The organism is Pseudomonadota bacterium (assembly GCA_018817425.1).
GTDB lineage: Bacteria > Desulfobacterota > Desulfobacteria > Desulfobacterales > RPRI01 > RPRI01.
This window is the reverse complement of the sequence record JAHITX010000034.1, coordinates 144054-164338: the sequence shown is the minus strand read 5'-3', so window position 1 is coordinate 164338 and position 20285 is coordinate 144054. Positions and strand designations below refer to the sequence as shown.

The 20285-nt window shown below is 39.3% G+C and carries 21 protein-coding genes and 1 pseudogene; 11 read left to right on the top strand and 11 right to left on the bottom strand.

What is annotated here, in order from left to right; genetic code table 11:
• The first annotated feature begins 58 nt into the window (after positions 1-58).
• The 3 genes from KKC46_07625 (at position 59) to KKC46_07615 (ending at position 2079) form a co-directional block, all read left to right on the top strand.
• Positions 59-286: a hypothetical protein gene (locus KKC46_07625; protein MBU1053683.1), complete on the top strand. Its 228-nt coding sequence runs from the start codon at positions 59-61 to the stop codon at positions 284-286.
• 137 nt (positions 287-423) lie between these two features.
• The gene (locus tag KKC46_07620) at positions 424-1122 is read left to right on the top strand and encodes a 4Fe-4S dicluster domain-containing protein (GenBank protein ID MBU1053682.1); all 699 of its coding nucleotides are present in this window, start codon (positions 424-426) and stop codon (positions 1120-1122) included.
• A 111-nt stretch (positions 1123-1233) separates the two neighbouring features.
• Positions 1234-2079, top strand: coding sequence for an SDR family oxidoreductase (locus KKC46_07615; protein MBU1053681.1), 846 nt, complete (start codon positions 1234-1236; stop codon positions 2077-2079).
• Positions 2080-2198: 119 nt separating this feature from the next.
• Here KKC46_07615 and KKC46_07610 read toward each other — a convergent pair whose 3' ends face one another.
• The gene (locus KKC46_07610) at positions 2199-3827 is read right to left on the bottom strand and encodes a hypothetical protein (protein MBU1053680.1); all 1629 of its coding nucleotides are present in this window, start codon (positions 3825-3827) and stop codon (positions 2199-2201) included.
• Between the two features lie 293 nt (positions 3828-4120).
• Between KKC46_07610 and ndk the strand changes: the two genes are divergently transcribed.
• Together ndk and KKC46_07600 are read left to right on the top strand one after the other, a co-directional pair.
• A complete protein-coding gene (gene ndk, locus KKC46_07605) occupies positions 4121-4537 on the top strand; it encodes a nucleoside-diphosphate kinase (GenBank protein ID MBU1053679.1) in 417 nt (138 codons plus the stop codon).
• On the top strand, positions 4537-5295 hold the full coding sequence (locus tag KKC46_07600) for an RNA methyltransferase (protein ID MBU1053678.1): 759 nt from the start codon (positions 4537-4539) through the stop codon (positions 5293-5295). Before ndk ends, KKC46_07600 begins: the two co-directional genes overlap by 1 nt.
• A 185-nt stretch (positions 5296-5480) precedes the next feature.
• On the opposite strand, the gene KKC46_07595 is transcribed toward KKC46_07600, so the two are convergent.
• On the bottom strand, positions 5481-7142 hold the full coding sequence (locus KKC46_07595) for an NAD+ synthase (protein ID MBU1053677.1): 1662 nt from the start codon (positions 7140-7142) through the stop codon (positions 5481-5483).
• A 5-nt stretch (positions 7143-7147) separates the two neighbouring features.
• Positions 7148-7414 (bottom strand): hypothetical protein, encoded by a 267-nt coding sequence (locus tag KKC46_07590; protein MBU1053676.1) that lies wholly within the window; start codon positions 7412-7414, stop codon positions 7148-7150.
• Positions 7415-7782: 368 nt separating this feature from the next.
• Here KKC46_07590 and KKC46_07585 point away from each other — a divergent pair, with 368 nt between their 5' ends.
• Complete coding sequence (locus KKC46_07585; protein MBU1053675.1) at positions 7783-8190, top strand: hypothetical protein; 408 nt, start codon at positions 7783-7785, stop codon at positions 8188-8190.
• A 403-nt stretch (positions 8191-8593) separates the two neighbouring features.
• Here KKC46_07585 and KKC46_07580 read toward each other — a convergent pair whose 3' ends face one another.
• A complete protein-coding gene (locus tag KKC46_07580; GenBank protein ID MBU1053674.1) occupies positions 8594-10555 on the bottom strand; it encodes a U32 family peptidase in 1962 nt (653 codons plus the stop codon).
• A 312-nt stretch (positions 10556-10867) separates the two neighbouring features.
• Here KKC46_07580 and KKC46_07575 point away from each other — a divergent pair, with 312 nt between their 5' ends.
• The 5 genes and pseudogenes from KKC46_07575 to KKC46_07555 all read left to right on the top strand — a co-directional run bounded on the left by KKC46_07575 (position 10868) and on the right by KKC46_07555 (position 14483).
• Positions 10868-11971, top strand: a complete 1104-nt coding sequence (locus KKC46_07575) for an ATP-binding protein (protein MBU1053673.1) — start codon at positions 10868-10870, stop codon at positions 11969-11971.
• Between the two features lie 188 nt (positions 11972-12159).
• Positions 12160-12546 (top strand): annotated as a pseudogene (locus KKC46_07570) (hypothetical protein).
• 239 nt (positions 12547-12785) lie between these two features.
• Positions 12786-13145, top strand: a complete 360-nt coding sequence (locus tag KKC46_07565; GenBank protein ID MBU1053672.1) for a molybdenum cofactor biosynthesis protein MoaE — start codon at positions 12786-12788, stop codon at positions 13143-13145.
• Positions 13142-13528, top strand: coding sequence for a YajD family HNH nuclease (locus KKC46_07560; GenBank protein MBU1053671.1), 387 nt, complete (start codon positions 13142-13144; stop codon positions 13526-13528). Before KKC46_07565 ends, KKC46_07560 begins: the two co-directional genes overlap by 4 nt.
• A gap of 46 nt (positions 13529-13574) precedes the next feature.
• Positions 13575-14483: a cation diffusion facilitator family transporter gene (locus tag KKC46_07555; protein MBU1053670.1), complete on the top strand. Its 909-nt coding sequence runs from the start codon at positions 13575-13577 to the stop codon at positions 14481-14483.
• A 29-nt stretch (positions 14484-14512) separates the two neighbouring features.
• On the opposite strand, the gene KKC46_07550 is transcribed toward KKC46_07555, so the two are convergent.
• The 7 genes from KKC46_07550 to KKC46_07520 all read right to left on the bottom strand — a co-directional run bounded on the left by KKC46_07550 (position 14513) and on the right by KKC46_07520 (position 20079).
• Positions 14513-16198, bottom strand: coding sequence for a hypothetical protein (locus KKC46_07550; GenBank protein MBU1053669.1), 1686 nt, complete (start codon positions 16196-16198; stop codon positions 14513-14515).
• A 2-nt stretch (positions 16199-16200) separates the two neighbouring features.
• Positions 16201-16788, bottom strand: coding sequence for a prepilin-type N-terminal cleavage/methylation domain-containing protein (locus KKC46_07545; protein ID MBU1053668.1), 588 nt, complete (start codon positions 16786-16788; stop codon positions 16201-16203).
• A gap of 5 nt (positions 16789-16793) precedes the next feature.
• Positions 16794-17546, bottom strand: coding sequence for a prepilin-type N-terminal cleavage/methylation domain-containing protein (locus KKC46_07540; protein ID MBU1053667.1), 753 nt, complete (start codon positions 17544-17546; stop codon positions 16794-16796).
• A complete protein-coding gene (locus tag KKC46_07535; GenBank protein MBU1053666.1) occupies positions 17543-18010 on the bottom strand; it encodes a hypothetical protein in 468 nt (155 codons plus the stop codon). Before KKC46_07535 ends, KKC46_07540 begins: the two co-directional genes overlap by 4 nt.
• 197 nt (positions 18011-18207) lie before the next feature.
• Positions 18208-19332: an ATP-binding protein gene (locus KKC46_07530; protein ID MBU1053665.1), complete on the bottom strand. Its 1125-nt coding sequence runs from the start codon at positions 19330-19332 to the stop codon at positions 18208-18210.
• Positions 19333-19513: 181 nt separating this feature from the next.
• Complete coding sequence (locus tag KKC46_07525; protein ID MBU1053664.1) at positions 19514-19828, bottom strand: hypothetical protein; 315 nt, start codon at positions 19826-19828, stop codon at positions 19514-19516.
• On the bottom strand, positions 19828-20079 hold the full coding sequence (locus tag KKC46_07520; GenBank protein ID MBU1053663.1) for a hypothetical protein: 252 nt from the start codon (positions 20077-20079) through the stop codon (positions 19828-19830). Before KKC46_07520 ends, KKC46_07525 begins: the two co-directional genes overlap by 1 nt.
• Positions 20080-20285: the final 206 nt, after the last annotated feature.

The window sequence follows — 20285 nt, the reverse complement described above, 5'->3', positions numbered from 1 at the left end:
ACAAGATATAAAGTATTACGTGGCATATTGTTGGTATAAAGCCTTAGAAAATTATAACATGATTGATATGGTCGAAGCCATGTGCCGGGCGGCATTAATGAGAACGGAAACCAGGGGTCAGCATTACAGATCGGACTATAGCAAAAGGGATAACGATAACTGGCTGTGTAATATTACCGTTAAACTGGTTAACGGGAAAATGTATCTTGAGAAAAAACCGATCGTATGTCTGGACTATTCTCCGGAACAGATAAAAAAATTCATAGACAATAAATTTACCCTGTAGACTTTCATATAATGTTTTTGGCAAGGCCAGAAGGAGCCCCCCTGAGTAAAGCGTACAGTTGGTACGTTGTCGGAGGGGGGCGACTGATAACGCAGTCCAAAAACCTTATCTGAAAGGATATATAAAGGAAAGAAGGGATGAATGTAAAGATATATAAATTCGACCCGGCAATAGATGCAATGCCCTACTACACGACTTATAATGTTCCCTGGAAGAAAAATATAACGGTTCTTGAAATACTCGTATATGTCCATGAAAACCATGAAGCAATAGCATTTGATTATTCATGCAGGGGAAGAGTATGCGGGCGGTGTGCAATGATGCTTGACGGTGAACCGATGATGGCATGTTATACTCCCATAAAGAATGACCGTGATATCGTTATTGAACCCTTAAAAGGTTTTCCTGTAATTCGGGATTTTATCATAGATAAGAGCAAAATCCTGGAAAGAATAGCCAAAATAGAAGCAAGGGTAAGATCAAAACCCCTTGTACAAAGCGACATCACAGCAGTTATGGACCCGGCCCTGGCCAAAAAAATTGGTAACCTGGAATGGTGCTGCAGGTGTTTAAGTTGCGTTGCCGCCTGCCCGGTCATCAATGAAGATAAGGACCCTGAAAAATTTATAGGACCCGCAGGTATTATAGCTTTAGGATTACGTTACTACGACCCATTTGACGAAGCTGACAGGGTTTTAGAAGCTGTTCAAAACGGTCTCTATGCCTGCATCATGTGTGGAAACTGCAATAATGTTTGCCCCGCCGCTGAAATCGATCATCTGGAAGTATATTCCGAATTGCGAAAAGAAGCCCAAAAGAAAGGTTTGAACACATAGGCTGTGTTATTTATAATAAAGGCAAGATATTGTTGCCTACGATGGTGTTTGGCACTATGCCATAAATATCTGTATCAATAATTTTTGCAATAAGACATGGAGGAGGTAGTTATGGCTAATAGGTTAGCCGGCAAGGTAGCACTTATAACAGGTACTGCCAGTGGACAAGGAAGAGCGGCGGCACTGGCCTTCGCCCGGGAGGGAGCCAAGGTTGTAGGGTGTGATCTACAAAAAGGGCCTGCACAGGAAACCGTTGAGATGGTTCGTGCTGAAGGAGGAAACATGGTTTCTATACAGCCGGTAGATCTTAGCGATGAGAAACAAGTCAAAAGCTGGCTGGACTTTGCTGTGGCGCAATTCGGCGATTTCGACATCCTCTATAATAACGCATCCGGTGGGAGAGGAGGTACTATCGAAACTCTTACCAGAAAGGATTGGGACTACGACCTTGCCAATGAAGTAACGATTATTTTTCTTGCAGTCAAACATGCCTTGCCTGTTTTCAAGCGAAAATCCGGTGGGGTAATCATAAACACCGGTTCAATTGCTGGAATGATAGGTGCCGGAATGCCGGGCAACTGCCCCGGAAATCTTGTCCACAACGTTGCCAAAGGTGCAGTTATCCGCATGACCGTCCATCTCTCTGTGGAGTTGGCCCCTTACAACATTCGAGTCAATTCCATATCACCAGGAATGATCGATACTCCGGCTACACATGGCTTGTTGGTTGCCGGAGGTGAAAAACCTTTTACCGACTGTCTGCTGATCAGACGAATAGGAACTCCGGAGGACGTTGCCAAAGCCGCAGTCTATCTTGCCTCCGATGAGGCGTCTTATATTACGGGAATTAACCTGCCTGTAGATGGAGGTTGGACAGCATCCGGAGGATTAGGGCAATCGAATCCCGATATTGCCATGCTTTTTGCCACAGCTATGGATAAACTTGGTCATAAATAGGAGCTACCCATGCTTGCTTAAAGGCGCTTGGTTTAGACGGAAGAATAAACTGACAAAAGTATTGTGGAACCTGGCTAATTAACGGTTTATCAGCTCGTGAACTTACAAACTTATCAGTCTTATTTCGGCCTTATAGAATAACCTTCCTTTAAAGCACTTCCCGATGTTATAACAGCCTCGGAGCTGTTATCAAAGACTTTGGTTATTTTGACTTCTCCAATTTTTAGCCCAGGCACTACAAATTTCCGGTTGTCCACTCCACTCATTACGCTGTTTCCAAAAACTTTAAATATCTGGCCTGAAACAAGCCCCAGATTTTTTCCGGATGATATGGTTACTTTGTTGTCAGAAACCGATGAAATAAATCCCTTCCACTTTTGTTCCTTCATGATGTTGCAAATAGAGCTTACAGACGATGACATATAGTGTTTCAAAGCCATTTTCAGAAAAACTGCATCGAGTTTACCGGATTTTACAAGTTCAACCCCGGCTTTGTCGGAATCTGCTTTATAAGTATAATTTTCATCGAAAAGTTTTGTTCCTGTTTCGGTTTCAAAAAGTTCAATACGAACAGTCATGCTTATTTCAGGAACTGTTTTCTTCCAGAACCATATACCGCGGGATTCATCACTGGCTATTATGTCTATTACCGATCCTGCCAGGATTGAAGTCAGGCCTAATTGCCTGCCTGCCTCACAAAGCTCATATGAATCAATGTTTCCTGATGCCAGTCTTGGAAGTTCTACAAAAGCCGAAGGATAATTTTTATTGCCGGTTTTTAAAAAAAGTAAATCAGGATAATTCTTTTTAATATTTTGGGTAAACTCTCTGGAAAGAGTTTCTTTAAAACCCATTGCACCATAAATGGTTTTGTCTTCAAAAATTGTTATACCTACACTCTTTTTAAGGCTTCCGGGAATAATTTTTTCAGCGGCTTCTTCCGGTTTTGCATTATCTTCCACCACTGGAATATTTACAGCAACAGGCCCAACAGGTATGGATAAACCGGTATTCTGCTGATCAATCGGCTCTGGCTCTATAACGGCTTCCTTTAACAAAGGTTTTTCTTTTTCCATGTCAGCTGTTTTTTCCGGGAGCAATTCCTGCTTTTTGGGTTCAATTTCTTTTGCTGCTACAACAGTGCTTTCCGGTATTTCGGTCTTAGGCTTCTTTTCTTTATTTGCTAGTTCATTTTTTTCTCTTGGATAAAAAACAGCTGTTACCCTTTCGTTTTTATCTCCTTCAACCTTTGTTTTACCTTCCTTACGATATACGATTATTTTAGATCCGGTTATAAAGTTTTTCTGCTCAACCACCTTTGAGCCTTCACCTCTTAACGTAAGGATCATAGTATCGGAAATATATTCCGCCTCTTTTGTAACAGCAGTCATGTCCTTGGATTTTATATTCACATTTCCGGTAGCAACAATTTTTTCAATCGCTTCATCAGTTCCTGATGCTGCCTGATCTTTTGCTTTACCTTTGTAAAATATTTTCAATTTGTCCGACTTTATAACAAATTCACCCTGAGTTGCCTCAACTTTTCCAATAAATTCAGCAAACTTTGCATTACTGTCAGAAATCAGGCTGTCTGCAATAATATGGATTTTTTTGGTAGCCTCAGCACCTAAAGAGACATCGCCATCAGCTGAAACACCTGGGGAAAAGAGAATTATTATCAAAAACAAGATAAACGAATAATACCATGCATGGCAAAAATTTAAAGGCAACCGCATACGAGATATCATTTATATTTCCTTAATAATCAAGATAGTTAGACATAAGCCGATATAGAAAAAATTTTTGAATTTTTTTAGCATAGCACATTATGTATCAGGTATCTAATAATTTTACGATAAATATTTTTTAACATGTTAAACCGTATATGCACTAATAACCAAACAATTCCAATTTGAATCAAAATAATCTTTTAAAAATCGCTATAAGCCTTTATTGACTTGATTACCCACTTCTGGTAAGTCTGCGCAAACAATAAATAACTGGCTTAAAAACCTTAATATTTGAAAGGATTATATAAATTATGGAAAGAACTTTATCTCTCATAAAACCGGATGGAGTATCACGTTCTCTGATCGGAGACGTAATTAGCCGTTTGGAGAAAAATGGTATTAAAATTGTAGCCATGAAAATGATTCATTTGACAAAAAAAGTTGCTGAAGGCTTTTATTCTGTTCATAAAGAGCGTCCTTTTTTTGCAAGTTTAACCGATTTTATGTCAACCGGCCCGATTGTTGCGTTGGTGCTTGAAGGCGAAGATGTAATTTCAAAATACAGGGGATTAATGGGAGCAACAAATTATAAGGAAGCAACTCCTGGAACAATTCGTGCGGATTTTGCGACTGATATAGAAAAAAATATTGTGCATGGTTCAGACTCACCCGAAACAGCTGCTTTTGAAATAGGTTATTTTTTTAACAGCTTTGAAATAACTGGCTGATGGCGCAAAAAGTCAATCCAGATAACATTACAATTGTCATGGTCCGGCCCAGGTTTCCTGAAAATATAGGATCAGCTGCAAGGGCCATGCTTAATATGGGAATAACAAATCTTGTAGTTGTTTCACCTGAAAATTATGACCTTAATAAAATCCGAAAGCTTGCAACACATTTTGCTTCCGATGTCATTGATGGTGTAAAAATATTTGAAAATCTTAAAGAAGCTCTTTCTTCATATAATTATGTAGTCGGAACAACAGCACGTCTTGGCGGAGAGCGGGCTGTGGTTTCAACTCCATCGAATATGGCAAAAAAGCTTGCAGATCTTTCTCAAAACAACCGTATTGCAATTTTGTTCGGTTCCGAAGACAGAGGGCTTATAAATGAAGACATACGCTTTTGCCATGAGCTAATCAATATTCCATCTTCGGATTTTTCCTCTCTTAATGTTTCTCAGGCAGTTTTGCTTGTGTGCTATGAGCTTTTTCTTGCAGGAATAGAAGAAAAAACAAAATATTCTCCAAGGCTTGCCTCAAGGCATGAGCTTGACGGAATGTATGAGCAGGTAAAGGAAACACTTGTCAAAATCGATTATATTAATCATGAAAATCCCGATTACTGGATGAATAAAATACGGCATTTTTTTACAAGGGTTGAACTTCGTGCCGGAGAAGTTAGTATAATCAGAGGTATTTGCAGACAAATTAACTGGTATGGAAAAAATTCATATAAAAAAGGAATCGAAGGGAAAAAGAATTAAGTTCTTTGTAACTACTCAGGTTGTCAGGTTCACGGTTGATTATCTTGAGCCCTTCATCACTCTCTAACCTTGAACCTGGAACCTGGAACCTGGAACCTGGAACCGTGAACCTGGAACCTGGAACCGTGAACCGTGAACCTGGAACCGTGAACCGTGAACCGTGAACCTATAATATTTACAGTTGTTTAAAGGTATCTTTGCGTATATCTTTGTGCAAGCGGATATCTTCTGCCATAACCAAAAGCCTTTGATGTAACCTTCAGGCCGGGAGCTGCCTGGTGCCGCTTATATTCATTTCTATCAACCCGTAAAATTACATCTTCTACTATTTCAGGATCAAAACCTTGCGCGATAAGCTCTTTTGCACCTTTAAGCTCTTCAATATATCCCTTTAAAATGGCATCAAGAAGATCATAGGGCGGAAGATCATCCTGGTCTGTTTGATCAGGTTTTAGTTCGGCGGAAGGAGCTTTTTTAATTATATTGGCAGGAATGATTTCTTTATCGCGGTTTATAAAATGCGCTATTTCATATACAAGAGTTTTGGGGATATCTGAAATTACGGCAAGCCCACCGTTCATATCTCCGTACAAAGTACAATAACCGACTGCAAGCTCTGACTTATTTCCGGTTGAAAGAAGTATACGGTTTTCTCTGTTTGACAATGCCATCAATATGGTTCCCCTAATTCTAGCCTGTATATTTTGCTCCGTTACTTCAGGCTCATTTTCTTTAAATGAAGGAGAAACAACTTTTAAAAATTGAGCAAAAATATCGTCGATAGGGATTACATCATATTTTGTTCCAATATTTGCCGCAAGTTTTTCGGTATCCTCATAATTATCTTTTGATGTATATGCCGAGGGCATAAACACTGTCAGCACATTTTCAGGGCCCATGGCTCGCACCGCAACAAATGCAGTAAGTGCCGAATCAATCCCGCCGCTTAAACCAAGTACTACTTTGGAAAAACCGCATTTATTAACATAATCATACGTTCCCATTATAAGTGCTTTTAAAACTGACTCCGTATCACTTTTGGATACAGTATGTATGTTTTCTTTCAAATTTATGCCGGATTGATCTTTTGTATCATAAAAAATCATATCTTCATTGAAATCGCGGGCAAGAGCTATTATTTCACCATTTTTATCAAAAACAGCGCTTGTTCCATCAAAAAGAACGCTGTCATTTCCTCCTACCTGATTTACAAAAATAAACGGCACTTTATATTTGCGTGCAATAGAGCCGAACATGTTGAATCTGAATTGCTGTTTTCCCATATGAAACGGGGATGCTGAGATATTTATCAGCAGTTCTGCGCCCTCTTTTATCAACAGGCTAACCGGATTCAAATGGTAATGTATGTTTTCCAGGCTGCTATTATCGTTCCATGTATCTTCACATATAGCGATACCGATTTTTTTATTTTTATAGATATAAGGAGTAAATTTTGAACCGGCTTCAAAATATCTGTTTTCATCAAACACGTCATATGCAGGAAGCAGTCTTTTATTAACTTTATGAAGTGTTTTTCCGTTTTCAAAAAGAACCGCACAATTATACAGATGATTTCCTTCATTACTGGTATTTTTATCCACAAAACCGCAGATTACGCCTATCCCCCTAATTTCATCTACAAGCCGGGAAAGATATGAAAGATTTGTGTCAATAAAATCCTTTTTTTCAAGAAGATCGCGGGGAGGATAACCTGTAATTGCAAGCTCAGGGAAAACCACCAGATCACAGTTATGTTTTATAGCTTTATCAGCAAAGCTTTTTATCATGTTACAATTATATTCAAAATCACCTATTACAGGGTTAATTTGCGCTATGGCTATTTTCATATGATTTACTTTCTGACAGTCTGATTTTCCGCAATAAGTGCTCCGGCAATCTCAATATCATAGGCTGCGTTGGGGTTAAACCTGGAACCATCATAGATCGCAGCCGCCTGTTTTACAGCGCTGTAAGGAATCCAGCCGTGTTCTTCCCATAGTTTATCATCATCATTATTCCAGAGTCTGAAACAGATTTCATCCTTTGGCTTTTTAACATACATCCTAACTTTATGATTTTCAGGAAAAGGATAATAATACAAGCCTCTTTTATCTTTCATATATAAATTCCTAAATTATAAATTCCAATTTAAATTTTGATAACATATATTACAGTTTTTATTCAAACGCCATTTCATTATTATTTATTTAAAAATATTTTTAAAAAGGCGGGTGCTTGACAAAATATTTAAAAATGTTACTCTCACGCCATTTATATGTCAAGATACAGGTTATAAATTGTTTATAATAGAGCCAATTTCAAAATGTTTCAGTTTGGTTAAGCTCAAGGCGGGCGAAAATTTCAACCGCAGGAATACATTGAGTATTTCGAGGATTGAAATTTGAGCCCAACGCAGAGATCGGCCAAAATGGGGCGTTTTGAAACTGGCTCAATAGTTTTTATTAACACCATTTAAGATTACTATCTATGAAAAATACTGACCTTTACTCGGATGCTCATCTTGTTGTTGCTGCGATCAGGATTCTTGAACATCGTAATTCTGCCTCGCCGTCTATAGGCAATATCTGCGAGTTTCTTTCATTTTCTCTTGAGCAGGGCAATTATATTTGCAGAAAACTTGATGAGACCGGAGTAATAGAAATTGTCGAAGGCGCATTCGGTACAAGAATTTTTTTAAGAGACCATCTTGCTTTAGAAGAAATCCCTAAAAATATTAAAACAAGCAGTATAGATGAAGAGTTGAAAAAATTTCAAGACTCCCGGAAAGAGTTGGTCCAAAAGGTTGCATCCATTAAGGCAGAGCAGGACGAAAAGCAAAAAAATCTTTTCGCTAAACTCGAAGATCAGCTTAAAAAGCATCTTGAGAAGAAGTAGGAAAGATTTAAACCCTGTTTGCAAATACTTTTAGATTATGGGGTAAATATTCAGGTTCACAGTTGAAGGGTTCAGGGGTTCAAGGTTAGAGAGTGATGAAAATTAAACATTGTAAAGATCTTGATTTATTAATTATCTCAGGAAATATGAAGGGCTCAAGACAATCAACCGTGAACTGTGAACCGTAAACCGTGAACCGTGAACCGTGAACTTTGAACCGTGAACCTTGAACTGTGAACCTTGAACCGTGAACCTTGAACCGTGAACCTTGAACCTTGAACTGTGAACCTTGAACTGTGAACCTTGAACCGTGAACCTTGAACTGTGAACCTTGAACCCTTCAACTGTGAACCTTGAACCCTTCAACTGTGAACCTTGAACCTAAAGAGTAATTCAAACCCCGCTAAGTCAATCCGATTTTCCAGTTCCATTTGCCTTCTCTTTTTTTCATTCTTATATCAGCAGGCAATGGTTCTACAAGGTTAACAAACATACTGTACCCGGCCTTAATAAGTTCTTCTTTTTTATCCTTCAGATCTATACTCCAGTTTGGATATACCCAGAAGTTTGAGCCGTATTTTTTTACCCAGGCATGCTCGCCTTTCGGGCTGATAAATGAAAAATCGGTTTGAACCTGGTCGGAAAGCGTTCTTGATATAGATAAAGGCCAGTTTCCTGAAATAACCATCCCTAATGGAAGCGGACTGTTTTGTATCAGATTAAGATAATCATCACGCCCCAGCTCAGGACTTGCAATTACGCCTGAAAATCCAAGAGAGTGTATTACTTTTAATGCAAGAACATTTGCTATATTGCAAAATGGCCCGGCCCAGATATTTAGATTTTTCATGCCGCTAAAAAAAGCAATCTGCCAGGGAACATTTAAAACAAAATTCTTGCTGCCCTTTGAAAGTAAAAAATCTATATTTTCCTTAACTTGTTTTTCTTCATCAGGCCATACTACTGGCGGAAGCCACCAGTAACAGGAGTAATCAATATTATTTTCTTTAACATATTCAGGATTAAACCATAAACCGGTTTTCACACCTTTATTAAATTTCGCATGATCCCTGTAAATATTAACTTCGTAATTTGATTTTTTCTCTTTAAACATTTTTGGCAATTTTGGGGTAAATGATAATTCCGGCTCATTTGTCACAGATACTTCTTTTATTTTACTATCAAGCCCGGATATCATATCTTCAAGAGCTTTTTCACGTCTGTCTGTAAGAAACACAAAAGATCCCGTTGCAGATTTTTTCCCTGCTGGCGGTTTTATGTATAAGCGCCCTCTTTTGGGGACAAATTTGCCCACGCGCAATATATTGTGCGAAGCTTCATCTTCATAACCAATGCGCAAAAGATCTCCGGGCAAAAGCTCTTCATTGGGCGAAAGCCATGGGTTTTGACCAGGCCCGCTAATTTTACCTATAAGCAACCCCGAGCCTGTCTGATTGTTTGCGCTTACAGGATTATGCGGCCTCTGCGGGAGAAAATTGTAGTGGCTGCCGGATCTTCCAAGAGAAAGAGAAAGCAGTTCAAGAGCATTTTTTTTCTGTACCGGGTCACTTCCCTCATCTCTTAATATTTTATAAGCGCTTACAGTATAATAAACATAGTGAGGGCCTTTTTTTCTTCCTTCGATTTTCCATACGCTTATTTTGGAAACCGGCAGTAAAACCTTTGCTAAAACATCAAGGCTAAGATCAATACAGGAAAAGAACCTGCCTGATTTGCCTTTCTGATTGTAAATTCTTCGGCATGGCTGCACACATCTTCCGCGAAGCCCGCTTTTACCACCGAAATAACTGCTCCAGTAACATCTGCCTGAAATTCCGTAGCAAAGTGCTCCATGTATAAAGAGTTCAAGAGATAGCTTTTCAGGGCAAGCTGCGGCAAGAGATTTAATTTCATCAATAGAAAGTTCTCTTGGTATAACAACCCGGTCTATATTAAGCTTTTCGCGTACAAGCTTTAATGCCGCAGGAAAAGTTACATTGGAAAGCGTAGAAAGATGAAGCTCGCCTTTAAATCCCGTTTGTTTTGCAAGATCAATAAGTGCAAGATCCTGTATTATGAGGCCATCGGGCTTAACCTGCTTCGATAGCTGCGCTATAAGATTTGCGGCAAGTAAAAGATCTTCATGTTTTAAAAGAGAATTTATGGCAACATATACTTTTACTCCATTATCATGAGCAAGTCTTGTAAGAGGAGCAAGTTCACTAATCGTAAAATTTTTCGCCTCCATACGGGCGGAAAAGTCTTTAAGCCCACAGTAAACGGCATCGGCCCCGGCAGCAATTGCAGCAAGAAAAGAAGCTTTATTTCCCGCAGGAGCAAGTATTTGAGGTTTGTTATTATCCATAGGCCTTTTTAAAAGATATTAAGCTATATTGCATTTTGCATATCAATTTATAATTTTAGCTCTGTACGGTCAAGGATATAAGTATGTATTTTAATTGTCGGAATGTTCCAATTACAGATTGATGTAATCGGAATAGAATTATCACAATTTCTATAAATGATAACATCCTATTATAACAAAATAAAATAAATATATTTATAAATTATGACCCCTATAAATATGCGACTAATCCGCAAGGTTTTGCGTATTAGCCTTGACTTTTCCGCAAAATACTACTAAAAAGTCACCATGAAAAGGTATTTATATGATCAGATCGTAAAAGATCTCAAGAAAAAAATGGTTATCATAACCGGCCCTCGCCAGGTAGGAAAGACATATTTGTCCAAGGAAATAATGAAGGAGTTTCCATCTCCACAGTATCTAAACCATGACAACGAAAATGACCGGCGGATAATCCTTCAGCAATCATGGCGTTTGAATACAGGACTTCTTGTTTTTGATGAAATACATAAAATGAAGAATTGGAAAGTCTTCTTGAAAGGAACCTTCGATTCCAGACTTGAAGGACAGACAATTCTGGTAACAGGAAGTGCCAGGTTAGAGACTTATCGTCAGGCCGGAGAATCGCTTGCGGGAAGATATCTTCACTTACGACTTCTGCCATTCTCTGTAAAGGAATTATCCAACGACCTGGCTCCTTTTGATGCATTAGAAAAGCTTAATAGTTTTGGCGGTTTTCCTGAGCCTTTTTTATCCGACTCCGAAGAAGAAGCTTCGCGATGGAGAAATCAGTATTATAGCGACCTGATCAGAGAAGATATTTTTGACTTTAGCAGGATTCAGGAACTAAAGGCAATGAAGGAACTTGTTGAGTTACTACGCTATAGAGTGGGGTCCTCCATGTCTTATACCTCGCTTGCAGAAGACCTCCAAATTTCACCCAATACAGTCAAAAAATATATCTCAGTTCTTGAAAGCCTTTATATTATATTCCTTATTCGTCCATATCATAAAAACATTGCACGTTCAATTCTGCGGGAACCGAAGGTTTATTTCTATGACAGTGGCTTCGTAAGAGGAAACGAAGGTGTTAGGCTAGAAAATACTTGCGCTTTATGTCTGCTCAAACATGTGCATTATCTTTACGATGTGCGCGGGAAACATGCCGAATTGAACTATATCAGAACCAAAGAAGGCAAAGAGATTGATTTTGTTATAGTCATGGAAGGGGCTCCCCATAAATTAATCGAGGTAAAACTTTCCGACAAAACTCCTGCAAGGGCAATGCATTATTTTGCCGGTCAGTTTAAAAATACCCAAAGCATCCAGCTTGTTCACCATCTTCACCAGGAAGAACATCTGGCCGGAATAGATATTTTACGTGCAGGTGACTGGCTGGCAGGACTTGAGGCGTGATAGGCGGAATACATTCCCCGTAAGCATCGCGTATTAATACATTAGCAACTACTCCACAGATTGTCATACCGGGCTTGATCCGGTATCCGGAACTATATAATTCGTTAAAGTTTTCCTGACAATTTCCAGTTAACAAATTACAAATTGACCTGTAAGTCCAATTTATTAGACATATTGGTTGATATATCATGAAGAATTTGATTCAATTTCCCGCAGAGTTTGATTACAATTTGCTGTTGCATGCGTTAAGGGACTACAAAAAGCCAAGAGATAAGATCAGGGGTCTTCTCAAGAATAAGGATATCGTCAGGGTAAGGGACTTTATGTGTTGGGCAAGGAGTATAATAAGCCCAAAAAAAGTATTCAATATTGGGGTTCGGATTGAAGATGCCGGCGATCAAAAAAAATTTCTAGCTGCTTCCCCTGAGAAGGCGCTGTGCGACATGACAGCAATGCAAACTCATATTACAACGAAAAGGGAAATGAAGGAATTTCTCAAGTTAATGCGATTGGATTATAGTGTTAACAAAGGAGCCAGTTTCAAAACGTTTCAGTTTATACTGATAGATATTTGATACAACATGTAAGGAGCCTCAAATGATACAAAAAAACAATCCGGAAATTTATTGCCTAAGCGAGCATTTGGCAATACTGGTGTTAAGGTATCGAGACTTTGTAATCTTATGAATGCGAACTTATTTGCCATCAAATTGTGTAACTGATAGTTTTATTCCTCGCAAGTACATTAATTTTGACTTTATGAAGATATTAATATAGAAATTAAACAACATACTGAATAATAAGGAGATGATAAATGAGCTTGGACTCTCTTGTAGATACAATAAAAAAACATCCTGATTATGGCAAAGCCGGAATGATATTATGCCATAATGGTGTAGTAAGAGGAACTTCACGTGATGGCCGTAAGGTTTCAGGAATTAAAGTTGCGGTAGATCATATTAAATTAAAAGAGATAATAACCAAAAGTAAAAAAACCCCTGGAATTATAGAAGTCCTGGTAGAAATTTTTGAGGGTAAAGACCTTAAAATCGGAGATGATGTAATGTATCTTGTTGTTGCCGGTGATATACGTGAAAATGTTATTTCAACGCTTCAAAATACACTTAACGAAATCAAGACAACCGTAACCACAAAAACTGAATATTTTATATGACAACAAATAACAATCAAACAAAAACTGATGGTGCTGATAAAATACTTGCCGAAGTCCGACGTGAAAGAGAACTTCGTGAAAAGACTTACAGGGAACGGGCGCTTAAAATATTCCCGCATGTTTGCGCAAAGTGCAGCAGGGAATTTGAGGGCAAAAAGCTTCGGGAGCTTACCGTACACCACAGGGACCATGATCATGATAATAACCCTCCGGACGGCAGCAACTGGGAGCTTTTGTGCATCTACTGTCATGACAATGAGCATTCGCGGAATACGGATGCCCAATGGTATGGCCCGGAAGACCCAGGAAGTGATCAGGGCCCGTCTCTAACTCACAATCCGTTTGCTAACCTTGATGCACTGCTTAAAAATAAAAAGGTATAAAGGCAAAAAGCTCATAAACTCTTAAGCTGGTAAGATCGAACAATCTATGGCCCGTTCATCAATTACTAAATATGCATGGCTGTCTATTTTAGCAGCTATTTCCACCATCGTATTGAAAAGCAGCGCATACTTTATTACCGGATCGGTAGGTTTGTTATCCGATGCGGCAGAATCATTGGTTAACCTGCTCGGAGCTGGAATAGCGCTTGCCATGCTTACTATCGCAGCCCGCCCTCCGGATGAGGAACATCTTTTCGGTCATGGCAAGGCTGAATATTTTGCATGCGGCGCAGAAGGCGTGCTAATTCTTCTTGCAGCAATCAGTATATCAGTAATGGCCGTTAATCGCTTTATCAATCCCGTACCTATTCAGGAAATAGGAATCGGCTTGATTATTATTGCTATCGCATCTTTGATAAATTTTGTGGTTGCCCGTATATTGCTTTCCGCAGGAGAGAAAAACAATTCTGTTACTTTAGAAGCAGATGCGCATCATCTCATGACCGATGTCTGGACTTCCATAGGTGTCTTTGCCGGAATAAGCGCAGTTGCATTAACCGGATGGCAACCCCTGGATCAGATAGTAGCTCTTTGCTTAGCCTGTTATATTGGCTGGATGGGCTTTAAGCTGATCAGGCGTTCGGTTTTAGGGCTTATGGATTCGGCATTGCCGGATGAAAAATGTAATGGTGTGATAGAAGTTCTGGAAAAATATAAGAGCAGAGGAATAGATTATCACGCCCTTCGAACAAGACAGGCCGGATCACGCTGCTTTGTATCGGTGCATGTTCTTGTTCCCGGAACATGGACGGTGCAGCATGGGCACGAACTGCTTGAGGAACTGGAAGAAGATATCCGCAAAGAAGTTATGTACGTTACCGTGTTTACCCACCTTGAACCAATAGAAGATCCGGTTTCGGAAGAAGATATAGAGCTTGACCGTTGCAGCAAATAACAACATCTTTATCAATTTACTTGTATGATTTAGTACTGAACAGCAAAATCATCGAAATACGTGTAATGGGCGAAATCCCCGGTTGCGTGAAGTGCGATGCCTGAATGGTCTATGGCACCGGTATCCGGGGTTAGAAAAGAGCCATCTTTAATAATTGTATCGGATAGAGTATCAATACCCATACTGTTTTTTAGTAGTTCTGCTAACTGTTCAGGCGGGCTTACAATTTCTGTGTTAATTCCATCCCATGTTACAACTGTCATATAATCATTCACATCATTCCAGTTGCTTACATTATCTACGGGCCAGTGAATCATGTTATTGGTACCGGTAATAAGACGGGGATTACTCCGCCTGTTATTGTCTATAGGACTGTTATTTGGTGTCCCGTGATTATTTTCATTAATATAATTACCATCTTCATCAATATCATCACCATTGTCATCACTATAATATACCCTGATGTAATTCTTTCTATCATTAAGTGTAAATGCTGTTGCTCCAACCTCGGTATTTTGAACTGTTAATTGTTCATTTTCAAACTGAATGCCATTCCAGTAAGAAATTGTCAGGTTACCGGCAGCATTGCCAACTGACAAACTTCCTGAAGTTATAATAGGAGTTCCGCTAATTCTCGCTTTAGCACCACTGTTCTTGCCTTCAATAATAGCATTATTAATTAGAGCAGTTCCTCCGTTTGTAAAGGATAGTTGATATGCTTCTATAAGACGCACCTGAAGATTGGACCAAGGCACAAGATTATCAGATGAGTCTACAACAAAATCAGTATCTGACAGTACTTTATATGCGAGCCATGTAAAAGCACCACCCTGCCTCTTCCACAAAACAATAGCAGGGCTTGAATATCGAACCCAATAGAAGATAGGCCATTCCAATTCCAATCCAATAGGGTCTTGGAAAACACCGCTAGGTGTGTCAGACGTGCAAGGCGTTAATCCTAAAGGGATGTTATCTGCTTGACTCCAAGGCCCCCCTAAAAAAGGCTTTTTTTGTTTTGTCTTTAAGTATGAAACCCCATAAAACTCCCTGTCATCCCCGCTGCCTGCGACCTTGAAATTCAATCCTGCCATATAATACGGCTCACCATTTCTAATCTTTACCTGCAAATCATAACTAAGGCAGCGGCCTGCATCCTTCCATGATGGAGTAAAGTTAATCCCGCCGCCACTGCCGCTCTTTAACTGCAGAAAGCCCCATGTGCCGGAACCGGCACCAAAACCACTAAGAGAAGATCCCATATCCAAGGCATTATCACCATCAGTCGGAGCAGGCGCTTGTGAGCCTATCTGAGTACCCGTATCAAAATTATCAAGATTCTCAAAAGTATCTAAAAAGTGCCGTTTAGCAGGACTCGGTGATGCAAATTTGATTTCTTTTCTTGTCTCAAAAGGTGTGCCCTTTTGAACAATGCCGGTTGATGTGATTTCAAAATCCGTAACTTTAAGTTCAAACCGCTCCGTACCGGATATGATAAATTCCTGGTTGTTTAACTGCGATCTTATGTCCCAGTTTGCAAGAGTGTAATCCTTGCCCGCCATTGCAAGATCATAGGCACGATCAATACCGCTTCCGGACACCTGGCCTATTGTTGAGGTAGATGTCATATAAAACATGCCAACTCCCAGCGCAGCGGCCATGGTAATTCCCACAATCACAAATAAGAGAGCAGATCCTTTTTTATTAAAGTTAATCATGATTATTGTCCGGTTTCCCTGCCCAGAATAACGATATCAGGGTTTGCTATGGGTATGGCAGCATCTTCAAAACCTTTTAATACCAATGTAAACTTCATAAGCATCACAGTTGCGGATGTGTAATCCGGACTATTTGGAAAAGTGGGTGAGCAATTGGTGTCATCAGCATCTGTACAATAAGTCAAATTAAACGTACTTACATTGTTTGCAAGTATATCACCGCCTGTGCATGAAACAGAACAATCGGTACAATCCGAATTTGTTTTAAGATATAAAGTACTGTTTCCGCTCGTCCAGTAAATAGTAGTGGTATCTTCCGTTCCTGATGAGTCTCTGTCGATTTTGTAGGTAATTTTTTTATCGCTTCCGCATGTAATAGAACTGATAGAGGAAAATTCCTTTTTCAGCCTTGCAATGGAAATCTGACCCTGTTGTGCTGTTTGTGCATTTTTTTTTGACATAACATAAGCTTTTGCCAATTCGGAAATTCCCATTCCCGCCACAACGGAAATGATTGAAACCACGACTATGGAGGTAATTATCTCAATCAGCGTAAAACCCCGATTATTAATTACTGTATTATTAATCAAAAACCTTATTCCTCTCTGACGGTAAAAAGCGCAGACAGTGTTTCGCCTTCATCATTTTTTATCTTTACCTGGAGTATATTTTCCGCTTCGCCACTTGTAATAGGCTGAATTATATTACTTGAATCAAATTTAACAAATCTGTTTAATACTACATAATATCGTCCGTAGCTGTTGTTTTTTTCTGTTGAATCTGCCGTTCCAATCTGAAAATTTAAATACCCAAGAAGACGAATCCATTCTGTTGAACCATCGTAAACTGTAGAAGTCCAGTCCGGTTCTGTTGAACACCCCCCAGTTGTTATACAACGATAAAAATGACCATTTGGTTTTGCACGAATTACAATATCATCTTCTTCATATGGAGCATTTGAAGAAGTCCAGACACCGGCCTTCCATGTTACACCGCCATCATATGTAACACCATAATCGTGCCAGACGGGTTCTGATACACCGCTTGTACCGCTGCCTGTACAAATATAAAACCTTCCGTTCATTTCCACCGGCAATACTTTATTGTCGACAGCATAATATGTCGAAGGTTTCCTTTTGGGATACGGGATGTAATCTGCTGTGATATTGGCCATTATTCTGCTTAAATCCGATGATTTTCGCAATCGGTTAACCGGATCACTGCTTTTAATCAATGAATCGGAAAACAATGTAATCATCATGGCACTAAATACCGCTACCATAACAACCGTAACTATAATTTCAATCAACGTAAAACCACGGGCGCTATATTCAGTTTTTATTCTCATGGAATATATCCCGTGTTCTTTGTTATGGTTAAACTAGCGGTTTGCGAGCCGTCCGACAATGTAATTGTGACATCTGCGGATAAAGGGTCACCCGAACCATCCACAGGAATTCCCCAGTCGTTAAAAGCTATAGTATCTCTGGAGGAAGCTAATGTTACACCGGACAAGAGTGTATGTGTGGGAGACAAAGGAGTTTCATCCGGCAGGTTAAATCCTATTCTGACATCTGAATCGTTACGCCTGTAAAGAGTATAAGATGTTGTATCAGGAATATATATTTCCCAGCGGGACTTGTTGCTGTTTGGTTGTAATATGTCACCCATTGCCTTGATCTGGGCATAGCGAAGATGAGATTTTAAAATATCCGTATTTGTGATTATTTCCACTCCATTTGATCCGAATCTGCTGGCAACAACGGTTGCAAAAATGGAAAGAAGGATTAATACGATTACCAATTCGAACATGGTAAAGCCATGTTGATTTATGTATATTTTACCAGCTCGTTTCATGGTCAAATGATATCAAACTTTCAAAATTAAATCAATTTTTACAAATGATTTTGCCATGGTAACCGCATTTGGATTTTTCTTAATAATTATTATTTCTAAATGTACCCCACAGTTGCCCGGGACATTCTTCATACTCCGAATTTCTTTGGTTTTTATAAAATGAATTCAGCGTAGTTTTTCCGGTTTATTGTTTGGAACTCAGCATTGCCGTAGTTCTTCAGCCAATCTTTGGGCTGCTTCCTTCTCTTGTTTTCCGACCATTTGAACTCATAACCCAAAAGGCGGCCTTCCCGCTCTTCCACCCAGTCCAATTCCTGGCCAGCGTAAGTTCTCCAGAAATAAAAGGAGCCGTACAGGTCATGATATGCGCATTTTTTTAATCGTTCCGTTACAAGAAAATTTTCCCATAACTGGCCAATATCATTTCGGTTATCAATGGAATTGAATTGGGAAATAACGGCATTGCGAATCCCGTTATCAAGAAAATAATATTTTGCCTTGCTGACAACCTCCGAGCGAAGATTCCGGCTGAATCCACCGATCCTCTTGATAACAAATGCCTTTTCAAAGATATCCAGATAACGCCCTACTGTTTTCACATCAATCCGAAGCTGTGTGGATAGCTCATTTAATGATACCTGAGCGCCGATCTGAAAGGCAAGCAGTTTCAAAAGATCCATAAGCAACTTTGCCCCCTTGATCCTGTCAAGTTTAAGAATATCTTTTAATAGGTAGGAATTTACCAGTTCTTCCAGAAGGGCGATTTTGTCCCGGCTGGCCTGAGCGGTAACGACCTCCGGATAAGAACCATAAATCAGAAAATCCTCAAGTATAAGTTTCAGCTCAAATGCATTGTAATGGTTAAGCAACTCCAGTTGGGCTAAGGGATACAGGACAAGCGTGGTCTTTCTGCCGGTCAAAGGTTCACCGATAGCCCCTGACAGATCAAAAGCGGAAGATCCGGTTGCAATAACGATTAAATTCGGCATTTGATCCACCAAAATCTTCAATCCCATGCCAATGTTTGGGATCTGTTGGGCTTCATCTATGGCAATGAGGTCGTAACCTGCTGCATAGTCAAGTATCTGTTTAAAATCCTGAGAGCTTAATACCTGCTGGATTTGAATATTATCACCGGAATCAAGTTTGAATTTCAGGGTGGTGCGGGATAAGAAATCATTTAGCAAGGTGGTCTTACCCACCCGCCTTGGACCAAAGATTACCAGAACCTTTTGGGGTTTAATAAATTCGGCAATGTCATACTTTCGTTTGATCATATTCAGTCATTACATCAATTCCATAAATTTGTCAAAATATTTGGATTGCAATTCCATAAATTTTGATTAATACATATAACTATTTGGTATATTATGATTTATATGTTAGATTTGAGGCATTTTACGTTGCCTGATGGGTTCGCAAAATGGAACTAATCACATTAGTTTGCAAGTATAATTTCTAACTTTTACAATAAGTTTTGTCATGAGGACCAAGCGCAATAAATTTAATAGTTTCGTCCCCGCATGATACACAATCATGACAAAGAACTGTTTCCTGATCTTTTTTCCTGCGGCAAATCATGCAGTACAGGTAAATGATAATGAAATTCTTTTTTACTGAACAACTGTAATAACCCCTGAAATTACCCTTCAGCGGCTCTCCTGTCTGAACCGGATTCATCATAATCATATCTACTTTTTTTTGAACAGCACTCTTTAGAGAAGCATGTTTCTTCAAGGAATCTAAAAAAGTATCGGTGAATCGGACGTCCACTAAAATACCTCTTCATAACGGTGCCATTTAATATCCCCGGTTCTAACCCTTGATATCGTTTCCAGAAGGCCGTCCCTGAAGTCCGAATCTGCCATGATTATTTCAGTATTATCACCTTCCCTTACTCTTTTAACATTGAGGATGAATTGCGTGAAGACTTCAGAAACAGTCGTCCGCTGTTCTTCTGCATAAGTCTTCGCATATTCGATTAAATCCCTGTCCATAGTAATATTTATTTTGCCTTTTAGCATAATTATCCCTCCTGATTTATGCGCTGATAGTACGCCTTTTATGCGCCATTGTCAAGGAATCATTATAGGAGAAGTTTGCGATAGTCACGGATGGATATTTTTGTGAAGGGTAGTTGTTTTATTGCTTGAATCTGCTTAAACGATCGGAAGATAAAATAGCAAGAAAGGCTTCATACGATTACCAATTCGATCATCATAAAGCCATT